This window comes from Pseudomonas putida, from assembly GCF_001636055.1.
Lineage (GTDB): Bacteria > Pseudomonadota > Gammaproteobacteria > Pseudomonadales > Pseudomonadaceae > Aquipseudomonas > Aquipseudomonas machongensis.
In genome coordinates, this window is record NZ_CP011789.1 from 4,088,652 (window position 1) to 4,106,482 (window position 17,831).

Annotated in this window: 22 protein-coding genes; 12 read left to right on the top strand and 10 right to left on the bottom strand. The window is 58.1% G+C overall.

Annotation, left to right across the window (positions count from 1 at the left end; translation table 11 throughout):
• Positions 1–7: 7 nt before the first annotated feature.
• Positions 8–337, bottom strand: coding sequence for a DUF1654 domain-containing protein (locus AB688_RS18200; RefSeq protein WP_063545399.1), 330 nt, complete (start codon positions 335–337; stop codon positions 8–10).
• Between the two features lie 366 nt (positions 338–703).
• Between AB688_RS18200 and AB688_RS18205 the strand changes: the two genes are divergently transcribed.
• From AB688_RS18205 to AB688_RS18225, 5 genes are all read left to right on the top strand, one after another.
• A complete protein-coding gene (locus tag AB688_RS18205; protein WP_063545400.1) occupies positions 704–1,378 on the top strand; it encodes a polysaccharide lyase family 7 protein in 675 nt (224 codons plus the stop codon).
• Positions 1,379–1,523: 145 nt separating this feature from the next.
• Positions 1,524–2,375 carry a ParB/RepB/Spo0J family partition protein gene (locus AB688_RS18210; protein WP_063545401.1) on the top strand — a complete coding sequence of 284 codons (852 nt, stop codon included), beginning with the start codon at positions 1,524–1,526 and terminating at the stop codon, positions 2,373–2,375.
• 3 nt (positions 2,376–2,378) lie between these two features.
• On the top strand, positions 2,379–2,762 hold the full coding sequence (locus AB688_RS18215) for a response regulator transcription factor (RefSeq protein ID WP_063545402.1): 384 nt from the start codon (positions 2,379–2,381) through the stop codon (positions 2,760–2,762).
• Between the two features lie 20 nt (positions 2,763–2,782).
• Entirely contained in the window at positions 2,783–3,049 is a 267-nt protein-coding gene (locus tag AB688_RS18220) for a hypothetical protein (protein ID WP_063545403.1), read from the top strand.
• On the top strand, positions 3,046–3,504 hold the full coding sequence (locus tag AB688_RS18225) for a hypothetical protein (protein ID WP_063545404.1): 459 nt from the start codon (positions 3,046–3,048) through the stop codon (positions 3,502–3,504). The genes AB688_RS18220 and AB688_RS18225 overlap by 4 nt, the downstream gene beginning before the upstream one ends.
• 90 nt (positions 3,505–3,594) lie before the next feature.
• Here AB688_RS18225 and AB688_RS18230 read toward each other — a convergent pair whose 3' ends face one another.
• Positions 3,595–4,431: a putative phage abortive infection protein gene (locus AB688_RS18230; RefSeq protein ID WP_063545405.1), complete on the bottom strand. Its 837-nt coding sequence runs from the start codon at positions 4,429–4,431 to the stop codon at positions 3,595–3,597.
• A 94-nt stretch (positions 4,432–4,525) separates the two neighbouring features.
• Between AB688_RS18230 and AB688_RS18235 the strand changes: the two genes are divergently transcribed.
• On the top strand, positions 4,526–4,924 hold the full coding sequence (locus AB688_RS18235) for a hypothetical protein (RefSeq protein ID WP_231100250.1): 399 nt from the start codon (positions 4,526–4,528) through the stop codon (positions 4,922–4,924).
• Between the two features lie 26 nt (positions 4,925–4,950).
• Here AB688_RS18235 and AB688_RS18240 read toward each other — a convergent pair whose 3' ends face one another.
• Positions 4,951–5,658, bottom strand: a complete 708-nt coding sequence (locus AB688_RS18240) for a TIGR02391 family protein (RefSeq protein ID WP_063545406.1) — start codon at positions 5,656–5,658, stop codon at positions 4,951–4,953.
• A 54-nt stretch (positions 5,659–5,712) separates the two neighbouring features.
• On the opposite strand from AB688_RS18240, the gene AB688_RS26500 reads away from it, so the two are divergent.
• Positions 5,713–6,324, top strand: coding sequence for a DUF3850 domain-containing protein (locus AB688_RS26500; RefSeq protein WP_081255278.1), 612 nt, complete (start codon positions 5,713–5,715; stop codon positions 6,322–6,324).
• 484 nt (positions 6,325–6,808) lie between these two features.
• Here AB688_RS26500 and AB688_RS26510 read toward each other — a convergent pair whose 3' ends face one another.
• On the bottom strand, positions 6,809–7,108 hold the full coding sequence (locus AB688_RS26510; RefSeq protein WP_081255280.1) for a hypothetical protein: 300 nt from the start codon (positions 7,106–7,108) through the stop codon (positions 6,809–6,811).
• 608 nt (positions 7,109–7,716) lie between these two features.
• Here AB688_RS26510 and AB688_RS18250 point away from each other — a divergent pair.
• Genes AB688_RS18250 through AB688_RS18270 form a run of 5 tightly spaced genes read left to right on the top strand, consistent with a single transcriptional unit; the run spans position 7,717 to position 10,160 of the window.
• On the top strand, positions 7,717–8,004 hold the full coding sequence (locus AB688_RS18250) for a hypothetical protein (protein WP_063545407.1): 288 nt from the start codon (positions 7,717–7,719) through the stop codon (positions 8,002–8,004).
• A gap of 16 nt (positions 8,005–8,020) precedes the next feature.
• Entirely contained in the window at positions 8,021–8,221 is a 201-nt protein-coding gene (locus AB688_RS18255; protein ID WP_063545408.1) for a hypothetical protein, read from the top strand.
• A gap of 51 nt (positions 8,222–8,272) precedes the next feature.
• Positions 8,273–8,824: a hypothetical protein gene (locus tag AB688_RS18260; RefSeq protein WP_063545409.1), complete on the top strand. Its 552-nt coding sequence runs from the start codon at positions 8,273–8,275 to the stop codon at positions 8,822–8,824.
• Between the two features lie 39 nt (positions 8,825–8,863).
• Positions 8,864–9,109, top strand: a complete 246-nt coding sequence (locus AB688_RS18265; protein ID WP_063545410.1) for a DUF4224 domain-containing protein — start codon at positions 8,864–8,866, stop codon at positions 9,107–9,109.
• 1 nt (position 9,110) lies between these two features.
• Positions 9,111–10,160 carry a site-specific integrase gene (locus AB688_RS18270; RefSeq protein ID WP_063545411.1) on the top strand — a complete coding sequence of 350 codons (1,050 nt, stop codon included), beginning with the start codon at positions 9,111–9,113 and terminating at the stop codon, positions 10,158–10,160.
• A 275-nt stretch (positions 10,161–10,435) separates the two neighbouring features.
• Here AB688_RS18270 and AB688_RS18275 read toward each other — a convergent pair whose 3' ends face one another.
• From AB688_RS18275 to AB688_RS18300, 6 genes are read right to left on the bottom strand one after another with little or no spacing between them, the layout of a single operon-like run.
• Entirely contained in the window at positions 10,436–10,807 is a 372-nt protein-coding gene (locus AB688_RS18275) for a hypothetical protein (protein ID WP_063545412.1), read from the bottom strand.
• Positions 10,804–11,067 (bottom strand): hypothetical protein, encoded by a 264-nt coding sequence (locus AB688_RS18280; protein ID WP_063545413.1) that lies wholly within the window; start codon positions 11,065–11,067, stop codon positions 10,804–10,806. The genes AB688_RS18275 and AB688_RS18280 overlap by 4 nt, the downstream gene beginning before the upstream one ends.
• An 8-nt stretch (positions 11,068–11,075) precedes the next feature.
• Complete coding sequence (locus AB688_RS18285; protein WP_063545414.1) at positions 11,076–13,277, bottom strand: hypothetical protein; 2,202 nt, start codon at positions 13,275–13,277, stop codon at positions 11,076–11,078.
• Between the two features lie 23 nt (positions 13,278–13,300).
• Entirely contained in the window at positions 13,301–14,929 is a 1,629-nt protein-coding gene (terL, locus tag AB688_RS18290; protein ID WP_063545415.1) for a phage terminase large subunit, read from the bottom strand.
• Positions 14,919–15,254, bottom strand: coding sequence for a hypothetical protein (locus AB688_RS18295; protein ID WP_063545416.1), 336 nt, complete (start codon positions 15,252–15,254; stop codon positions 14,919–14,921). Before AB688_RS18295 ends, terL begins: the two co-directional genes overlap by 11 nt.
• 1 nt (position 15,255) lies before the next feature.
• A complete protein-coding gene (locus tag AB688_RS18300) occupies positions 15,256–17,823 on the bottom strand; it encodes a hypothetical protein (protein ID WP_063545417.1) in 2,568 nt (855 codons plus the stop codon).
• Between the last annotated feature and the right edge of the window lie 8 nt (positions 17,824–17,831).

The following is a 17,831-nucleotide window of genomic DNA, read 5'->3' on the forward strand; positions in this document are numbered from 1 at the left end:
ACGCCACTCAGAAAGGCGCCTTCTCCTCTTCATGACGGACCAGGTCAAGGTCCACTTCCCTCTCGATCACCCGATCGTCATCCGTAGCAGCATCCCACTGCAGAATCACCGACCCGTCATCACAGAACGTCATGTCCAGGCCGTCAGTTTCCGAAAGCAGCTCCATGATTCGTACCCAGTCCTGATCGCTATCCGTATCCAGTTGATGAATCAGAACCTTCCTTCCGAACTGGGCCAGCGGCGAATTGATCATTGCTGAGATCCTCAGCCCCAGCTTTTCCAATCCCGTCAGCGCCTCGCCAGGCGCCGACATCGCTAATCCTTGTGCCGATCCCATTTTCATACCTCCTATACTGTATATCCGTACAGATTCAGGCAATCTTAGCGCGCCTTTTCAGAAAAATAATTAACCGGCGGTATTGACGTAATGGTTACCGGCGGTTAATTTTGCTGCCAGCCGGATAGATACTGGCCGCAGCAAAGGCAGCGATGGACAGGCCTCAACAGTCCAGAGGGGTGGCAACTGCCCCGGGTGTGCAGGGTAAAGCACCGAGATCAGTTATCCGGCGGGAAGGTCCGCGGTCGGAGTCAACAACCAGAAGAGTGCCGCGCAACCGACTCCAGTAGAGGGCCGCGGCTGAAGGTTTCACTGGCTGGCCTTCGAGGTAGAGGGCCAGACGGGAAATCAGCCGGAGAAAACACCATGGCCGTAAACATCAGCAAATTAACCATCACGACTCCCGTAGCCACTTCCTCAACCAACCATGTTGCACTTGAGCTAAGCGGAGCAGAAGCGATCGCGCAGTTCCCGGAAATTGTTACTGCCTTGCCCGATGGCTCTATTCGCTTCACTGCGCCGACTAAAGGCGCCTCGAGCAAAAGCACACGTCGCACTCGTTGTGAGTGGTCTGAGGCCACCAACTGGACCCTGGCCAGCGCGGCAAATCACCGAAATCACCAGCAGATGGCGCTTACCAAGGTCAACTTTGCTCAGAAGGTCGTGATCTCGCAGATGCATGTTAGAGGCGATGACAGCCCACCGGTGAAGGTGTTCTGGAACAAGGGCAACATCACGATGGGCTTTCGCACCACCTACAACCAAGCCACCCCGGTGAACACCACCGTACTCAAGGGTGTGCCGCTCGGGGCAAAGTTCACCGTTGCCATCGACGTTACGACACATGGCCTGGTGACTGTTTCAGCCCAGTGCAACGGTGTGTCCGGTTCTTCAGGAACCCTGCAGCTCGACGACACCTGGGACTCTCGCCTGTTCGAGTTCCATGGCGGCGTCTACAACCAGGTCGATTACACCGACTCGACTCCCGCCGCGGATGGCTCGATCTGCGTCATCAGCAGTCTCTCGCTGACCCATAGCTGACCAAGACAGCCGGAAAGACGGCCCGATCCACCTGGTCCCCCATCACCAGGCTGCATCGGAGAGCCTTCCCGACCCTACATCGAGCATGTTCAGGGAGACAGGCGGGATCGGCTCTCCAATGCAGCCCCAACGGAAGTGAATTGCAATGGCGAAGTCGTTCAAGCAAATGATCAAGGATGGCGAGGTGCGACGCGCCGACGCCATGAAGGTACAGCTGGAGGATCTTCACGAAGAACCCGGCTTCAACCTTCGCACCGAGGGTGAAGCGCTCGAGTCGAGCATCGACTCCCTTGCAGAGTTCATCGCCGCAGGTGGCCAAATTCCACCGCTGGAGGTTCGCCCTCGCGCAGAGGGCGGCGTCTGGCTTGTAGATGGTCACCGCCGCCGTCGAGCGCTGCTGAAGCTGGACGCAGCAGGCCGTCTACCAAGAACGCCGAACAAGGAAAACCCGGCGATTCTCGAAGCTTGGGTGCCGGTAATCGCATTTGAAGGAAGCGATGCAGATCGGGTCGCACGCATCATCACCAGCCAGGAGAACGAAAAGCTCTCCCCTCTTGAGCTGGCCGAGGGTTACAAGCGACTGAGGTCATTTGGCTGGTCAGTCGAGCAGATCGCGAAGAAGGTTGCTAAGACCAGGCAGCATGTCGAGCAGGTACTCACTGTCGGCAACGCTAACACCGACGTGCAGAACCTTGTCGCCGCTGGGCATGTATCGGCAACCACTGCAGCTCAGGTGGTACGGGAACACGGCGACGGTGCAGGAACAGTACTGGACGCGGAGTTGAAGAAAGTCCAGGCCAGCGGCAAGACGAAGGTCACCGCAGGCTCAATCAAAGGCCCCTCGATTCCAAAACCCCGCCTCGAAGCTGTTCACACAGCATCGCGCAATTTGATTGCATCGCTTGATGCAATCGACGAAGACAACAGAAGCCTCACCATTTCCACCGCACTCGTCATCGAGCTGCGCAAGGCATTGGAAAGCGCGCAACCGAGATAACCCATGGATACGATCACAAGCGGCTCTTGGATGGGCCACCTTGGGCGCGGTCTTGCGCCTCGCGAGCTGGAATGCGTTCTCGATGTCGCCCAAGGCATGACGTCGAAGCAAATCGCCCGACACTTCGGCATCAGCGAGGGCGGTGTCGAGAAGCGCATCGCCGCTGCAATGTTCAAGCTCGACGTACCCCGCCGGGCTGCCCTGGTTGCCGAGGCCATGCGCCGAAACATTATCAGCCCGATGTGCTTCCTCCTCGTCGCTCTGGTCGCCACTCACGCCGCAATCGGCGACAGCGACCCAATGCGCCGCGATCGCCGAGTACCCGAACGCCGGATCGCCCAGGTCCGTGTCCTCCGCAAAGCCGAGTCATTCGACTACCACGCCTGATTCCCCACGAGGAACATCCCATGCACCACTCCATGCAACAGCGCGTGGACGGCCTGGCCGCCCTGCGTGCACGCTCTCTCATGGCTACTGCCGAGTTCTACGGGTTGATTGGCCTGCCAGCTCCTACCGCTCGCCCTCTGTACCAGGCGGTCGCCAAGGGCAAGGCCTGGCACATCATTGAGGTCGCCACCGGCAAGACCAAAGGCTTCTGCTTCAGTCACCAGGCGGCCATGCGATTTGTTGATGCGATGGAGGCCGGTGCCGCCACCAAAGGCGTGCGGCAATGAGCAAGCGCAAACCCCACAACATGCGGGCGCGCCTGGAGCGAACCTGTCGGGCACTGGTTTCCGCCAATCATACAGCCGTGGTCAACATCGACCCCAGCGGCCAGCAGGTGCTGATCAATTGGAAGAACCTCAAGCAGATCCGCGTGCGCCAGGTCGTCGACGCCGTCTGCGACATCCCTCACCGCTGGACCATCTACTTGAGCGTGCTTTGCCGGACTGAATTCGGCGAGCGTTACCACAAATCGGTTGAGGTCGCGCCCCAAGGCAACTACCGAGCCGATCACCTCACCGAGGTGATCGAAGCCACCTACACCGAGTTGCGCGCCACCGCCAATCCAAACCACCTGGTGGCCTCCGGCTGGATCGCCATCCCCACCGACACAACGCTCGACGAAGCAGAGGCAGCCAAGATCTTCACCTCCGCCGGAGCCTGGGATCAGCAGACAGCAGCATGAAACGCATCAGCGAGGGTATCTGGCACGGATGACCCCGACTCTATGTTAATCCGTCGCACAGGCCGATTATAATAAAATTGCTCAGTGTGCTTACCATTTTATAAGCCCACAGTTCCTCAAGTGAGCATCGCCTACTCGCTTGGGGCAGTTTGTGAATAGCGAGTATTGCTCCATCAATTCCTTCAGTCTTTGCCCGTCGTCACTTATACCATAAAGCAACACACACTCTACTTCGGCCGGCGTAAGCAGAGACTTGATAATCAACACGTATCGCTCTTTCAATACCGCGTCATCTAAATCACACCCATCGACGTATGACAGTAACTGCTCTAAAATAGTGAAGAATTTTAGTCCATTCTCTTGAGCAGCCGCCAACATTTTGTTCGCGTGCTCCCTAAACAAAAATTCTCTCTCTCGCCTAGTTAAATTACCTTTTGACTCGTTGAAAACCCAGTCAATCCTATCAACGTTGTATTTAAAAGAAAGCCTCTGCGCCACAGCAATCCCAGTGAACACTCTCTGTTCTTCATAGAGGCTCATTGTTTCTAGCGCTTTAGAGTACAGATCAATCAAACCAAAAAATACAGACTCAAAGCTTTGCTGCTTGAATATTTTCGTCTGTTCCTTCTGCATCGAGATAGCTGCACTTGCCTCTGAGCGAGCCTCCTTAACCTCCTCAGACTGATATTTTAGGCTTTTCACAACAGCAATCAAAGCCATGAAGCTTAGTACAGGATTCAGCACGCCACCCACATAATCACCAAACTGCCCCCACACTTCTTTACTTGAAGAAAACCAACCAAAAAAATTTACAACGTACGCACTAATTACAACAACAACAAAAACTCCAGCACATGTAATCATCATCAAGCTAAAGTCTAACTTTAGCTTTGTAAACGCCGCTTTGAGACTTTGATGTATATCCATCTTTTCCGCCTAACCCTTAGCTTTCCGCCTTAAACCAATCATCCTAAACCAAATTGCCACCATGCCGCATCCGGCCACGGAGGGCGGCGCATTCATGGAGATCACCATGAGTACATTCGCAGTGTTCGGCATGACCGCCGCAGCAGCGCTTGCCGATGCCCGGAAGAAAACCAAGACCACCAAGCCCAGCGGGAAAGCTGGCTGCCCCCCCTTGGACCTTACCCTGGCCGAGTGGGAAGAGGCGGTGCAGCGCAACGTCGAGGCAATCATGGTCGGCGAGAAAGTCAAGCAGCTCAGCGTCCTCTACGACACCCCGCAGCACGCGCAGCAGTTCATCGAGCTCGCCAAGCGATCGGGCGCCTACCGCGACCTGAAGATTCGCTGCAAGGCCGCCTTGCTCGACGAAAAGGGCAAAAAGATCCTCAGCCCCAAGACCAAGATGCCCGTTATCGGCTGGATGGACTGGAATGCTGAAATGCATAAGGCAGCCTGATCGCTTGATTAGATTCCCAGATGGGGCTAGGCATCCCCCGCCTGATTGGCTTGAGCAGTATCTATTGCCACCCGCTCAACCTCAAATATCAGAGAGTTAGCAAGCTCAATGACAGCGTGCACTTCAGCAACGGTTGGCTGCACGTCATGATGCGCATAGTTATTACGGTAAACGCCGTAAAAACCACTCAGTAAATTGCGGTAAGCGGTCTTCCTTGGGCCATCCAAATTTGTGAGAACTGATCCACCGCCGAATATAGTATTAACAAGCTCATCGCCATCTATATTCTGCGCAACTAAAAATCTTTGCCTAAGATGACTAGAAAGAATTGGGAAAACTTGCCTTATCGCGGCCGCATGGTGCCCGCCATCCAGTAGAGGTATGACGCCCTCCCTCAAGCGCCCGTGCAGGCGCACGGCCTGATCTTCCAAGGCGAATAGCGAGGCGAACCCACTGGGCATATCACTGTAGATAATGTCCTTGATATCGCTGAAGCATGAATCTTTGAATCCCTGATTCAATCTCAACTCTATGAACCAGAGGTGACGACCGATATTGCCGAAAGCCCTTGGTTCAACGCCATTTAGCGTCAACAGCCTGTCCACCTCGACCTGCAGGGAAGTGTATTTTTCATAAAGCTCTGGAGGCTCCGAAAACTCCCAGCTCCGATGCATATCGAGTGCAATCTCATATGCTAATTGATATTGCCGAATCGCCGCCGTCAAAGCGCTCATGTCGTATCCCTGTGATTTGAATCCTGCTATCAGCATATCCGCGAAGGTATCCCCATGCCCACAGAAAACCGATCCAGCAACACAGAGATGGTCAGCGTGCCGCGCGAGCATGAACTGAAAATTCGACAGACCCCGCTGGCTGACTTGCTCAGCGGCCTCAAGACCGGCGAGGTCCGGGATTGCTCGGATCGTAATTTCGCCGTGGGCGACACGGTTCTGCTCCGCGAGATCGATGATGCCCTCGACTACACCGGCACGGTTCTACGCCGGACTATCACCCATGTCCAAAAGCACTATGGCCTGCCGGATCACTTGTGCGTGCTGAGCTACGGCCAGCCAGCCCAGCACCAGGGCGAGCCGGTGGGCGAAGTCGTGGTATTCGGCAAGGGTCTGCATGAGATTGCTTGGGCTGCTGGGCGCATGCCAAGGCTCGGTGCCAAGCTCTACACCCACCCAGCGCCAGCAGATCCTGGCGAGCCTGAGCGGCTGCGAGCTGCTTTGAAGTTCTACGCCGACCGGGACCACTTCGCTGAAGACATTGGCAACGAATGGGACAGCGTGAGCGGCGAGCCCGCGAACATCCTCTGGCACGAACATGAAGCTTGGTTTGTGGAGGATGGCTCGATTGCCAGGGCTGCGTTGTCGGAAAACTCCGAGGCGGGCTAAGGGTGAAAATCGCAGGTCCCTCTGCGATATCGGATCACACTGGCAAGGAAGGCTGATCTCTTTGTCTCAAAAATTTGACCCAAGCGTCGTATGAACTCTGATACCAGCCAACAGCATCATCCCAGTCCACACCGCTCACCTCGCCTTTACCAACCAAGTGCCTAAGCCTGGAATTAGAAGCATCTAGATCAAGTAGGTGCCGATGGGACATGTAGCGAAAATCTTCATTGCTTAGCATTGGACTGGTGTCCTGAAGGGCTGGCTCGAGGATACGTGCCGATGTCCCTATGCCATGATTGTGGCACCAAATCGAGGCGCGCAGTGCGGAATTCCAACAATTCGGACGATTCGGAGGATTAGCATCGAGCACATGTTTACTACATCCCGCAGTAACTTCTCTCCCTCTATTCACTGCCGCGATATCGCAGCCAGTAGGGGCTGGCTCAGTGTCAGAGCCTGTTCCAGCCCCAGGGTGACGACAGCTCTACCCAGCAGACGCTTTGGATGTGACGGCAGGCAAGCCTTCCGTAGCAATCCGGCGCGCCCGCCCGACACCCCAAGCCATAGCACGGGTCATCGACTCGCCAGGACGGGAGTCAAACGCCTCCTCATGCACCGCCATGCCTTGAGGTGCATAAACGCCGATGAACATTTGTGTTTGCCCTGTGCGTGAAAGCCTCACCTGGACATCAATATGCGTTCCATCGTCGAGTGTTTCGTCATGAGTACGGTGGTGAAGCGCTGGATCTGCCCAATCCCAGAACACATTTCCACGAACTCGCATGTGACCCTCCTTAACTTCTTAGCTTTCATCCATTAGAGGGTCAAAATAAATCGCACAAAAAAAAGCTACAAGTGACTTAGATCAGCAATCTCTTACGAATCGACAGCCGGTATAAAGTTATACAAATGTATCTCTTTTGTATAACTTTATTGGGGCTAAGAAGAGCGCTTCTGCACTTTCGTTTCAGCTGTAAGCGAATCAGCAAATTCGATCCAAGCGTTGAACGCAGCACGCTGCGCGTCGCATGCAGCTTGCCATTCCGGCCCTCCCAAGCGCCCGTAAGCTACCTGATTCATGGTGGTTGATGTGAGCGAATCAAGCTCCCGTAGCAATTTGTAAGCACGATATCTTTTTTCTATATCCGGCATGGTCTTTTATCCATTTTGCATAGCAAGGATTTGAGCCTTCCAAGACTTCTGCCCGGTGGACCTCCCCTGGTCTCACTTATTTCGTCCGATATTAACTAATCCGCCGAATGGCGGCGAGGCGAAGCTATGTCTCAAGCATTTCCATACAAACAACGAGCGCCAGCTCTCCCCCCACGAAACCCAACCCGAACCTACACCCGCTGCCGCGCCTGCGGCATGGATTTATGAGAGGTATCAGCTGTGAAGAAATCCACCGAATTTCTGCAGGCCGCCATCGACGTGCAGGCCGAGCGCGGGAAGCAGTACGACGCGCCTGGCGGTGAGCGCAGCATGGGTCGCACCGTCAAGGCATTCAACGCTATCACCGGCCGGGACCTCACCGAGGCCGAAGGCTGGCTGCTGCTGCAGGTGCTGAAGGATGTGCGTCAGTGGCAAAACCCTGACAAGTTCCACGAGGACAGCGCGCTGGATGGCGTGGCGTATTCCTCACTGAAAGCTGAGGCGCTGGCCGCAGGTGGTGCGAAATGATCGCAAGGGGGCTGCGGTGAACAGCCACCAGTACCAGCCGTTCTCTGCTCGGGGCTTCGGTAGCTGGCACACCTGCAGCGTCTGCGGAACATCGAAGCACAGCGGCTACTACTGGCTTGGCGGCTACAAGAGCAAGACCGAGCCGCCCTGCATCGCCTGGAAGATCGACCCAGAGTGGAAGGCCCAGGCCATCCCCGCGCCGATCACCGAAGCATAACCCTCCCCAACAACTCAAGCCCGCCACGCGCGGGCATGGAGAGCTATTGCCATGATCATCGATGACGTTATGACCGACAAAATCACGCTTCACGGCCTGGGCTTCGTACAGGTCCAGTTGCAGGGCGACCAGCGCCTGCATGTGTGGCACCCCGAGCTGCCCCGCCGCAGCTGCTTCGAGCACTCGGCAATCCACGACCACCGCTTCAACTTCGTATCGCGGATTTTGGTCGGGAAACAGATCAACCACTGCTACGACATGCGCCGCCTGGATGACGGTGAATTCGTTCTCTATCTGCACGAAGGCGCGCGGCAGGCTGGCGGCGGTAGACCGTGGACCCCAGACGGCAGGGCCAACATGGTGCACCACTCGACCTGCACCATTGCCGCGGGCGATGTGTACACCACCAGGGCCTACGAGTACCACCGGACCGAGCCGGGCGGTGACGGCCGAGTGGCCACCATCATGCAGAAGCGCGGCGAATACCCAGCCGGCGCCCACTCCACCTGCCGCTACGGCGTGCAGCCCGACACAGACTTCGACCGCTATCAATGGCCCGCAGCGCGACTCTGGGAAGTCGTGCGCGAAGTGCTGCTGGCCTGATTACCGTACTGCCGCCACCGGCGGCGTGGAGACCATCCCATGGAAACCGAGATCCTTTCGGACGAAGAGCTGGTGGTGATCACCGGCTACAAACCCCGGGCGTGGCAGCGCCGCTGGTTGAAAGAAAAAGGCTGGCATTTCGTCGAGAGCCGCGGAGGCCGCCCCCTCGTTGGTCGCCTGTACGCCCGCCAGAAGCTCAGCGGTCTGGTGATCGACACTGTGCCGGTCGCTGCAGCTCCGCCGCCATCGCCAGCCTGGACCCCTGATTTTTCCCGAGTAAAGTGAAATGCGCCCAAGGAAGACCGAGAATCGCGACCTGCCACCAGGCATGTATCGTCGCAAAAGACAAAAAGCCAATGGCAAGGTGTGGGAGGCTCTGTACTACAGGGACAAGTCGGGCAAGGACATTTTCCTTGGCAGTGACCTGGTGAAGGCCAAGCTGATGTGGGCAGAGCTCGAAGCCAAGTCGGTACCGAAAGAACTGACAACGATGAAAGGGATCTTCGACGAGTACCTGTTGAAGATCATCCCAGGCAAGGCCGCCAGGACCCAGAAAGACAACATCTACGAGCTTAAGCAACTGCGCACTGTGTTCGATTCGGCGCCGATCGATGCAATCACGCCGGCCATGATCGCGCAATACCGCGACTCAAGGTCGGCCAAAACTAGAGCGAACAGGGAAATCGCACTGCTCTCGCACGTTTTCAACACCGCAAGGGAATGGGGGCTCACCACCCGGGACAACCCGTGCCTGGGCGTGAGGAAGAACAAGGAGAAACCGCGCGACTTCTATGCCAACGAAGCGGTGTGGCAGGCGGTATATGAGGAGGCCCCACAGGAGCTTAAGGATGCGATGGACCTGGCGTACCTGACCGGCCAGCGGCCATCGGACGTTCTGTCCATGCGAAAGGACGATATGGACGGGATCTACCTGCAGGTCAGCCAAGGCAAGACCGGCAAGCGACTGAGGATCGTCCTGGAGGTGGACGGAGCGAAGAACAGTCTTGGGCTGCTGCTGGAGCGGATTATGCGCAGGACCAGCGAGCACCTGTCGCCGTTCTTCATCATCAACGAGCACGGCAAGCGCATGAGCTGGCCGATGTTGCGCAACCGGTGGGCGGACGCCCGGGAGGCCGCCAGGGTGAAAGCTGACGTCGAGAAGAAGCCAGACCTAGCAAACCGAATCGCCCAGTTCCAGTTCCGAGATATCCGACCGAAGGCGGCCTCGGAGATAAACGATCTGGGCGAGGCAAGCGTGCTGCTGGGGCACTCCAAAGAGGGAATCACGGAGCGTGTCTATCGCCGTGTTGGGGCTATCGCGAAGCCCTCGAAATAGGAAAGTTTTGGGACTGCACCCAAATAGTTTTGGGACTATCGAGATTTTCCGGCGCACAAATAAAAACCCCGCAGACGTTAATCTGCGGGGTTTTCGAAGAGTGGAGGCCGAGGTCGGAATCGAACCGGCGTAGACGGATTTGCAATCCGGTCGTAGACCCAGGGAAATCGGTGGTTGTAGGCTGAAAGCACCGGAATACCTGGTCTACGCCTTAAGTTCTTGTGCTGGCTGTTCATGCCTATTTGGGACAACCAGTGTCCCAGGTTTGTCCCTCGTCAGGCCGGGCGACCGATCACCAGAACCTCGATCACATCGCCGGATGCCGCAGCTTCGTTCGGTCCATCACTCAGCAGCAGCGTACCCTTGTTGCGCTTGCCGGTCAGCTCGACTGTGGTGGTGGTCACCGTGCCAGGCACAGCGAAGTACCCTCGGTTGGCAACGAACCGGCTGCTGTTCACTACCAGCGGCGGAGAAACGTACGGTGCTGGGAATGTCAGCGTCACCGCCCCGCCCGCGCCCAAAGTCGCTTGGAGCTTGATCGCTGTCACGCCAGCCTGAGCCATGGCCATGTTCATCTGCCCCACGGTTGGGCTCTGCTGAGCCCTTGCCATCGCCCGGCGTGCCTGGTGGTTCGGCGAGGTGATCATGACGGCACCGCCTGGACGTTGATCTGGATGGTGTTCATGGCCCCACGCACCCATACCCCAACAGATCCGGGCCACACTTCCACCACCTCGCAGTAGCGCAGCAGTCGGCCCGAGAAGTCATCAGCAGCAGGAATTGTCGCGCTTTCCTGGACGGTCAGCAGGTTGGAGTTCTTATTCTGAATCTCGAGGCCGGTTCCGACGGGGATACCGCTGCTGCTGTATACGTTGACCCATCCGATATTGCTCGTGTTGATGTCCATGCAACCTCCTATACCGATGCGGAAATTACGAGCCTATTGGCGTCAGACCCATTCGCTGAACGACCTTGGGTTTGAGATATTTCAACCGTGAGAGAGCCACCATTAGGGATTCTCCTGACCTGGAGGATTGCAGATGGGGACCCGCCGTAGATGATTGCTTGATCCACTTGAACGCCGTTCAGCATCACCCGGAACACTGTCTCGTCAGCCGCTACCCCACTGGAAAGTGACAGAGAAACCCTGACGATCACATTCCGCATATCAGATTTCGCTACGAAGACACCGGTGCCGGTGTTGAACCATTCTGTTTGCAAGTTCAGCAAACCATCGTTCCTAACATCGCTTGGATTGAGGGTGGTAGGCTTGAAAACGCTGAAGGAAGTCGAGAAGGCTTGAGAGGATTGACGCGCATCAAGCGCGCAGTAGTCGTCATAACCCTGCGGATGAAGCACAGCAACACACTGAAAGAAGTCCGTAGGAAGATTGGCAAAAGCAATTGGCGAGACATAGGACGGGGCCCCTATCGAATAGATGATCTTATTTGATACGTGCCCATACAGTCGGTTCGTACCATCAATAGAGACGAACTGCCTGCAGTCGGAGCCAAGATTGATGAAGAACGCCGGGTTAGATGTGAGGTAGCCATTGCAGCCCTGCATCGTCAGAACATTTGACGAAACATCCTGTGCGACATAAGCGCCAACAGCACCAGCCTCCAGTAAATTGCCAGTCTCTATGTGTGTGCCGTTCATGAAAAATTTACCGAACGAGTTCACATACTCGATATCGCCAGAAACCGGTTGAAGCTCCGACTTGAAGACGGGATACAGCGGCGTGAAGTTGGCGACACAACCCCCGGTGGTGTACACCAGGCATCCCCAGTTGTAGGCCACGATGGCCGGGAGGCTTTCCCAAAATGCTTTCCGGGGATCCCCCACTGGCAAGGTGTTGATAGTCGAATACAGAAGGCAGTCATCGAAGTGCAGGATGGTGTTTTGCCCGTAGCAATGGAATGCCGTCACGCACCACACCGTTTCGCAGGAAGACAAGATATTCTCGCTGTCACCCAGCATGCCAAGGCTTGGCGTCGTCGCCCATACCGGATCGCCGAAGGTCATGGCATTCCTGGCCTTCCAGAACGAACAACCAAACAGGTGGTTGTGTCGCCCACGAATCCACAGCGCCTCTCGGTAGGTCACTGAGTAGTCCATGTCAAACGTGAGGTTGTACAGCCTGTTGAAGTTGGTGAGCTTCATCACATAGTTTGCTGTAGCAGCCACATCGAACGGACGGATCACGCCGCCTGCGCAGTAAATATCGATCTTCGACCCCACCTCAACAGAGGTCAGGTGGTAGATCCCGGTTGGGATCATGATCGCGATGCGAGCGAAGTCAGGCCCTGGAGTCGTCCCGATCAGCGGAATTGCCAGGTTGAATGCGGCCTGAAATGCTGGCGTCCAGTCCCACGTGTCTGGATCGTTCGCGTCGGGCTTCACGGTAATCAGATTTGCAAACTCCCAAACCGATATAGCCTGAGCATTCAACATCTGCCCAGCCGAGATAATCGAGCTGCGCAATGGCGATCGTTTCCAACCAACAAGTGCCGCGCCTTTTGCAGCATTCGTGGGACTAGACAAATCTTGGACCGTATATGGCAGGCTGTCAGGCCCCATATACAGAACGTTTGCCGCGTTGTTTATTGGACCTTGCCCAGTTGCCAAAATCTCTGCGACAAAATCAGCAACGTCCTTCCAGTTTGGAACCGAAGTATCCACCCGCTGCGACGAAGCAATGTTGACGATGCCATTGCCTTTACCTCGATAAAAGCCTGCACCATCCACATCCGAAGCACCGAGGCGCAAAGATCGATTCGTGTAGCGCATCAGCTGCTTCAAGGCTTGCCAGATACGGTCAAAGTCGTTGTTAACGGTATTGGCAAGGAAGTCACCATTCTCCTGGTAGTCGTTCAGTCGCTCGAAAGGGACCTCAAGCGTGAACAGGATCTGCGCATTCAGGGGCGGAGCAGTGGTGAAGATAACGCTGCTGGTTGGGTTTTCCACCCCGGACTGGGTGTAACCCGAGGTGAGCTCTACCCCATCAACGTAGACCGCAAGGTCAGACGCCTGAATCACCAGGAAGGGTACGGTGAAGATTGTGCTCACGCCGTTGCCGACGTATCGCTGCTCTGTTGGTCCTGCTGGAACTGCCATGGTCGCCCCCTGGTACTGGCGGGCTAGTAGTCGACTTGCACCTCGTGCACGCCCGCGTTGGTGCGCCAATGGTCCTGCCGGGCTTCTGTCGGTTTCCCGACTATCCGGCCAATGCGCACAGGGGTTTGGGCGATTGCGCCGGCACCGGAGTCGATGAAGTCATCGTCCTGGTCGGTGAGCGCTGGGTTGAAGTCGCGCATCTGGTCCCACAGCGGACCGCGCAGCACAGAGACGTGAGCCCACAGGAAGCGGGCAGAAAGGGGGGACTCCAGTGCGTCGAGAATGCGCTTCTGCTTGTTGGTGCTGCTGTGCTCTTCCCCTACCCCACAGCCGGTGCCCTTGAGCGCTTGGCGCAGGATGGTGGGCACGAAGCCGCCCGGGCCGTTTGTCTCCACCACAACGCGCGGAATCTGGTACTTGATCACCAGGTCGCGAACTTGCTGGACCTGGCCACCTGTAATCCTGCTGGTTGCTTCGTCGAAGGTGGCGATCTCACCCTCAAGGGCCTTGCACACCTGCCAGTACAGCTGGCCGCGCGCGTCGGTGAGGATCAGCGAGAACGCCGACGCATCGGACTTGATCTTGCCCAGTGAGCAATCCCAGTAGGCGGCAGCGCCGACAATCTGGATGTTGCCCAGGTACATGGCGCATTCGCCGTTTGCGTAGCGAATCTCCGGCTCAAGGTCGTACGGGATCATGCGCGCCGGGTCGAGACGAACCTCGGTCACTGGCTTGCTGTGCAACTGGTACTGGCTGTCCCATTCGTTGATTGTCCGGGTCTCGCGGCGGCGCTTCTCCAGCTCCACCATGTCGAATCGGTTGGGCCAGGCGCTGCCGGCGTAGCAGTCAATCAGGGTTCCAGGGGCTTCCAGGAACTCCAGGGTGCCGTCAGCGTAGCGGTAGTCCTTGTCCTCCACCAGCACACGCGCCAGCTTGCCGATGCCGGAGAACACCACCTCGGGCCTGAACGGCACGGCATAGGTCGTGTCCTTGGCCAGCTCGATGCGATGCTCGTCGGCGAACATGCGGATGGTCAGGCAATCCGCGCCCATCGCCTCCAGCTCGTCGTACAGGCTGTCGTGGGTGTGGGGTGTGCCGATGAATAGCTTGCTGCCGCCCGGCACCAGAATGTGTGTCTGCTCGCCCAGCCGGTACCGAAGCTTCTCCCGCGCCTCGGGCGTCTGGATGTTGCGTGGCACCTCCACGTCATCGTTCTGGCATTCGTCAGCACGGGCCGAGGTGACGTTCGACAAGATGCCCTTGGCGAACATCGAGGCGTTCCGGAAGTCGGCGGCGCCCTCAACCCACCACTGCTCGACTGTGCCCTGGTTGGGCGGCAGCAGGTGGCGGGTAAGCGGGTGGTTGCGAATGACGTTTTGCGTGTCGCGGCTGGTCTTGTAGGCCGTGCCGTCGGCCTCGGACTGGTGCAGGATGCGAAACGTTGGGTTCCGGTAGTACCGCCAGGCGTTGTAGATCGCCAGGATGGTGGACTTGCCGAAGCCCCGGAAGCAACGCAAAACGGCCAGAGACCCTTTGGCCTCCAGCCATATCAGTGCCCTGACGTGAATGTCCGGCACCTCCCACCGCATCCGCTTTGACCAAATCAGGAAGAAGACCAGCAGGCTTACTTTCTTCTCCGGCTCATTGGGCATTGCTGCGCTGCATCCGCTCGATGATGGCCAGGGCTTCGCGCTCAGCCGCCGCAATCTCGCCGTCGAGTTCGTCAATCTTTGCGCCAGCCTCTAGTGCTGGCTTCTGCCGGTTGAGGATACCGGCGATGTTCACCACCTTGAGCAGCAGCGTCATGGTTGCGGCGGCGTTCTTCTTGCACCAGTACCTGTCGCCCCGCTCCTGCTGGGTCAGCTCGCCAGGGGCCTTGTCAGCACCAGGCCACTGGTGCGGATCAACCTCGGTGATCACCACCTCGCCCAGGCGCTCGGTCAGCGCCTGCAGGCGCACAATCTGGTCGTCACGCATATCAGTCCCTCCCTACAGCGGCGCCCAGCGACGGGGCGCGATCTGGCAACGTCTCGCCCGGCTCCCACCAGAACTCCTGCCCGAAGTCCTTGCGCGCGCGCTGGCGCATCTTGCGCAGGTAGCCAGGCGAGAAGTACTCCTGCATCTGGTGAAAGATCATGTGGTCGGTGGCGGCCTTCGTGTACCAGAGGTTCGCGCCAGGCGTGTGGCTCTTGAGCAGGCGCACCAGGTTGCCCCCGGTGCTATCGACGTTTCCGTCAGCGGCAGTGCCCTTGAGCTTGAAGATGGATTCGATATCGCCTGCGATGGGGCCGCCAATGGCAGCCAGGCCCGACTGCCCGCCTTGGGTCTGGTCGCTGAACAGGAAGTCACCGTACAGGCCCAGCGAGCCACCCTTGAGGAACGCTGCGGCGCCGAAGCGCAGGCCGGGGACGCCAAGCAAACCATCATCCAGCATGTTCTTGGGGTCTCGCCCTGCAGCGATTTCACCAAGCTGAATGGCCATGCCGCCCAAGACGGTGGTGCTGGCCATCAAGGCGGTCATATAGCCAGCCCTGCCCCAGCCAGTTTCTTGGGCCATGGCTCGCCGGAAGTGCCGCATCATCATGGCGATCGAGAAGGACTTGAACTGCCAGAAGCTGCGCATCAACTCTCCGCCGACGTCACCCCGCTCCCAGCGGCCAAGCATGAAGGCCCGTTCACGGGCGCCTGGCTCGATGATCGCCATGTTCGTTTCGTCCAGCACGGAGCCAAGCAGCTTGGTGGCTGCCTGGTCCTTGAGACGCTTGGGCGTGGTCTTGAATTGCTGGGCCAACGCAGTCAGCTGGGCTTCGGGGATGCGGTAGATGCTTCCTGCCGTGAGCACCTCATCGCCAACCCCGCGCCAGTCTTCGGGTTGCGCCAAGCGCCATACAGCCCAGTCAGCATCACTTACGCCCATGGCCTGCAACCGCTTGGCGTCGGCGGGATCCATGCTGGCGAAGTCTTGGAAGCGGCGCGTCATGCTTCCGATGGTGTCCATCATGGTGGCGCCGAAAGCCCGCTGCGATCCGGCAGTCAAGGCGTTCATGCCAGAGACCTGCATCACCTTGCTGGCGGCGGTCTGCGAGAACTTGGCAATGCGACCCGAGATTGCCTCACTGGTGCCCAGGCCATCGGCGCCCCAGCGGTTCAGGCTACCGATCATCTGGTTGAGCCCGAGGCCGGCGCGCATAGCGAGCCTGCGGTCGGCGGCATTGGCCGGGTTCAGCATCCTGGCTTCGTTGGCGAATACCTGCATGACGGGCATGCCGTTCATGGATGCGGTAAGGCCCAAGGTGCCCTGGTCGGTGACCGAGGTCAGCACCGCAGAGCCCAGGCGGCTGGCCACGTTCAGGGCTCGGTAGGTGTCGAAGCCGTTGGCGATGGCTGCCGAGGCTGGTGGCTCGCGGGTGCCGGCCACTTCCTCATACAGGTTCTCGATCCACTTTCGCTGCTTCTCCACCTTATCGCGGGCCTTCTCCCCCTTCTTTCCCTTGATGAGCAGGGCCTTGTCCATCTGCTGCTTCTGGCCTTCCTCAAGCCAGTAGCGCATTTGGTGGTTGGGATTGGGGCCCAGGGCTTCGACCAACGAAATGTCACGGGCGGCGCGGTCGATATGGCCGATCAGCAGCTCAAGCATGTTGCGCTCGCCATAGGCCTGCTGGGCGGCAATGAAGCTCTCGGCGTCCTTGTAGTGGATCTGGCGCGACTCGCTGCCACGGTTGGCGCGCATGCCGTTACCGGCCACGGCGCCGGGCTGCAGCTTGTTCAAGCCACCGGTTGCCAGCGTTTCCCAGGCATGCCCCAAGAACTCCGTCAGTTGCTGGTCATTCATGGGGGAGCCGTCTTCGTTCATGTACTTGCCACGGTTCGCCCATTTCACGTGGTCGCTGACCCACTGATCTCGGTCGCGGGCCACCTTCACCTGCGAGTGATCCCGAGGCATGGCCCAGTCGTTCAGCTTGCCCACGTCGCCGCCCGCCCGGTTGAAGCGCAGGCGCAGCGATTCGGTCACGTCTTGGAACGACTTGGCCGCAGCCTTGGCCGCGGCGTCGCCGGAGTCCTCGCCGTGCAGCTCGCGCACTAGCGCAAGGTTGCCTTCCTTGTCCTGGAACAGCCCCATGAACTTGCCTTTGGTCACGTCGATTACGTCTAGCATGCGGCTCAGGGCTTCGTCGCGAATGGCGCGGGTAGACGACTCGATCGACTGGATGCCGCTCTTGCCGTCGCTGGTGAACGCCAGCATGCGGTCCAGGCCTTCCAATGGCTGGTCGGGGAAGCGAGCCATGTAGCTCGCGATGCGGTCGTGGGCCAGGATGGTGAGCGCAACGCGCTTCTTCTTGAGGTCGGCTTCGGCCACCAAGTCCTTGGCCGACTTCTGGGCCGCCTCGGTCAGCCGATCGGCAGCGGACTTGGACTGCCACTGTGGGTCAGTCTGCGCCAGTTGCTTCATGTTCTGGCGAACGCGGTTCTCTATGCCTTTGATTTCTTGCTGGGAGAGGGAACGGCCAATCGCCTGCGTGACGGCCTGGATACATTCGGGACGCATGGGCTTGC

Coding starts and splice junctions, on each gene's coding strand:
- AB688_RS18265 (WP_063545410.1), top strand. CDS start 8,864: ATGGAAACCGAGATCCTTTCGGACGAAGAGCTGGTGGTGATCACCGGC.
- AB688_RS18225 (WP_063545404.1), top strand. CDS start 3,046: ATGAGCAAGCGCAAACCCCACAACATGCGGGCGCGCCTGGAGCGAACC.
- AB688_RS18205 (WP_063545400.1), top strand. CDS start 704: ATGGCCGTAAACATCAGCAAATTAACCATCACGACTCCCGTAGCCACT.
- AB688_RS18215 (WP_063545402.1), top strand. CDS start 2,379: ATGGATACGATCACAAGCGGCTCTTGGATGGGCCACCTTGGGCGCGGT.
- AB688_RS18220 (WP_063545403.1), top strand. CDS start 2,783: ATGCACCACTCCATGCAACAGCGCGTGGACGGCCTGGCCGCCCTGCGT.
- AB688_RS18280 (WP_063545413.1), bottom strand. CDS start 11,067: ATGGACATCAACACGAGCAATATCGGATGGGTCAACGTATACAGCAGC.
- AB688_RS18240 (WP_063545406.1), bottom strand. CDS start 5,658: ATGAGCGCTTTGACGGCGGCGATTCGGCAATATCAATTAGCATATGAG.
- AB688_RS26500 (WP_081255278.1), top strand. CDS start 5,713: ATGCCCACAGAAAACCGATCCAGCAACACAGAGATGGTCAGCGTGCCG.
- AB688_RS18275 (WP_063545412.1), bottom strand. CDS start 10,807: ATGATCACCTCGCCGAACCACCAGGCACGCCGGGCGATGGCAAGGGCT.
- AB688_RS18260 (WP_063545409.1), top strand. CDS start 8,273: ATGATCATCGATGACGTTATGACCGACAAAATCACGCTTCACGGCCTG.
- AB688_RS18230 (WP_063545405.1), bottom strand. CDS start 4,431: ATGGATATACATCAAAGTCTCAAAGCGGCGTTTACAAAGCTAAAGTTA.
- AB688_RS18285 (WP_063545414.1), bottom strand. CDS start 13,277: ATGGCAGTTCCAGCAGGACCAACAGAGCAGCGATACGTCGGCAACGGC.
- AB688_RS18270 (WP_063545411.1), top strand. CDS start 9,111: ATGCGCCCAAGGAAGACCGAGAATCGCGACCTGCCACCAGGCATGTAT.
- AB688_RS18295 (WP_063545416.1), bottom strand. CDS start 15,254: ATGCGTGACGACCAGATTGTGCGCCTGCAGGCGCTGACCGAGCGCCTG.
- AB688_RS18235 (WP_231100250.1), top strand. CDS start 4,526: ATGGAGATCACCATGAGTACATTCGCAGTGTTCGGCATGACCGCCGCA.
- AB688_RS18200 (WP_063545399.1), bottom strand. CDS start 337: ATGGGATCGGCACAAGGATTAGCGATGTCGGCGCCTGGCGAGGCGCTG.
- AB688_RS18300 (WP_063545417.1), bottom strand. CDS start 17,823: ATGCGTCCCGAATGTATCCAGGCCGTCACGCAGGCGATTGGCCGTTCC.
- terL (WP_063545415.1), bottom strand. CDS start 14,929: ATGCCCAATGAGCCGGAGAAGAAAGTAAGCCTGCTGGTCTTCTTCCTG.
- AB688_RS26510 (WP_081255280.1), bottom strand. CDS start 7,108: ATGCGAGTTCGTGGAAATGTGTTCTGGGATTGGGCAGATCCAGCGCTT.
- AB688_RS18210 (WP_063545401.1), top strand. CDS start 1,524: ATGGCGAAGTCGTTCAAGCAAATGATCAAGGATGGCGAGGTGCGACGC.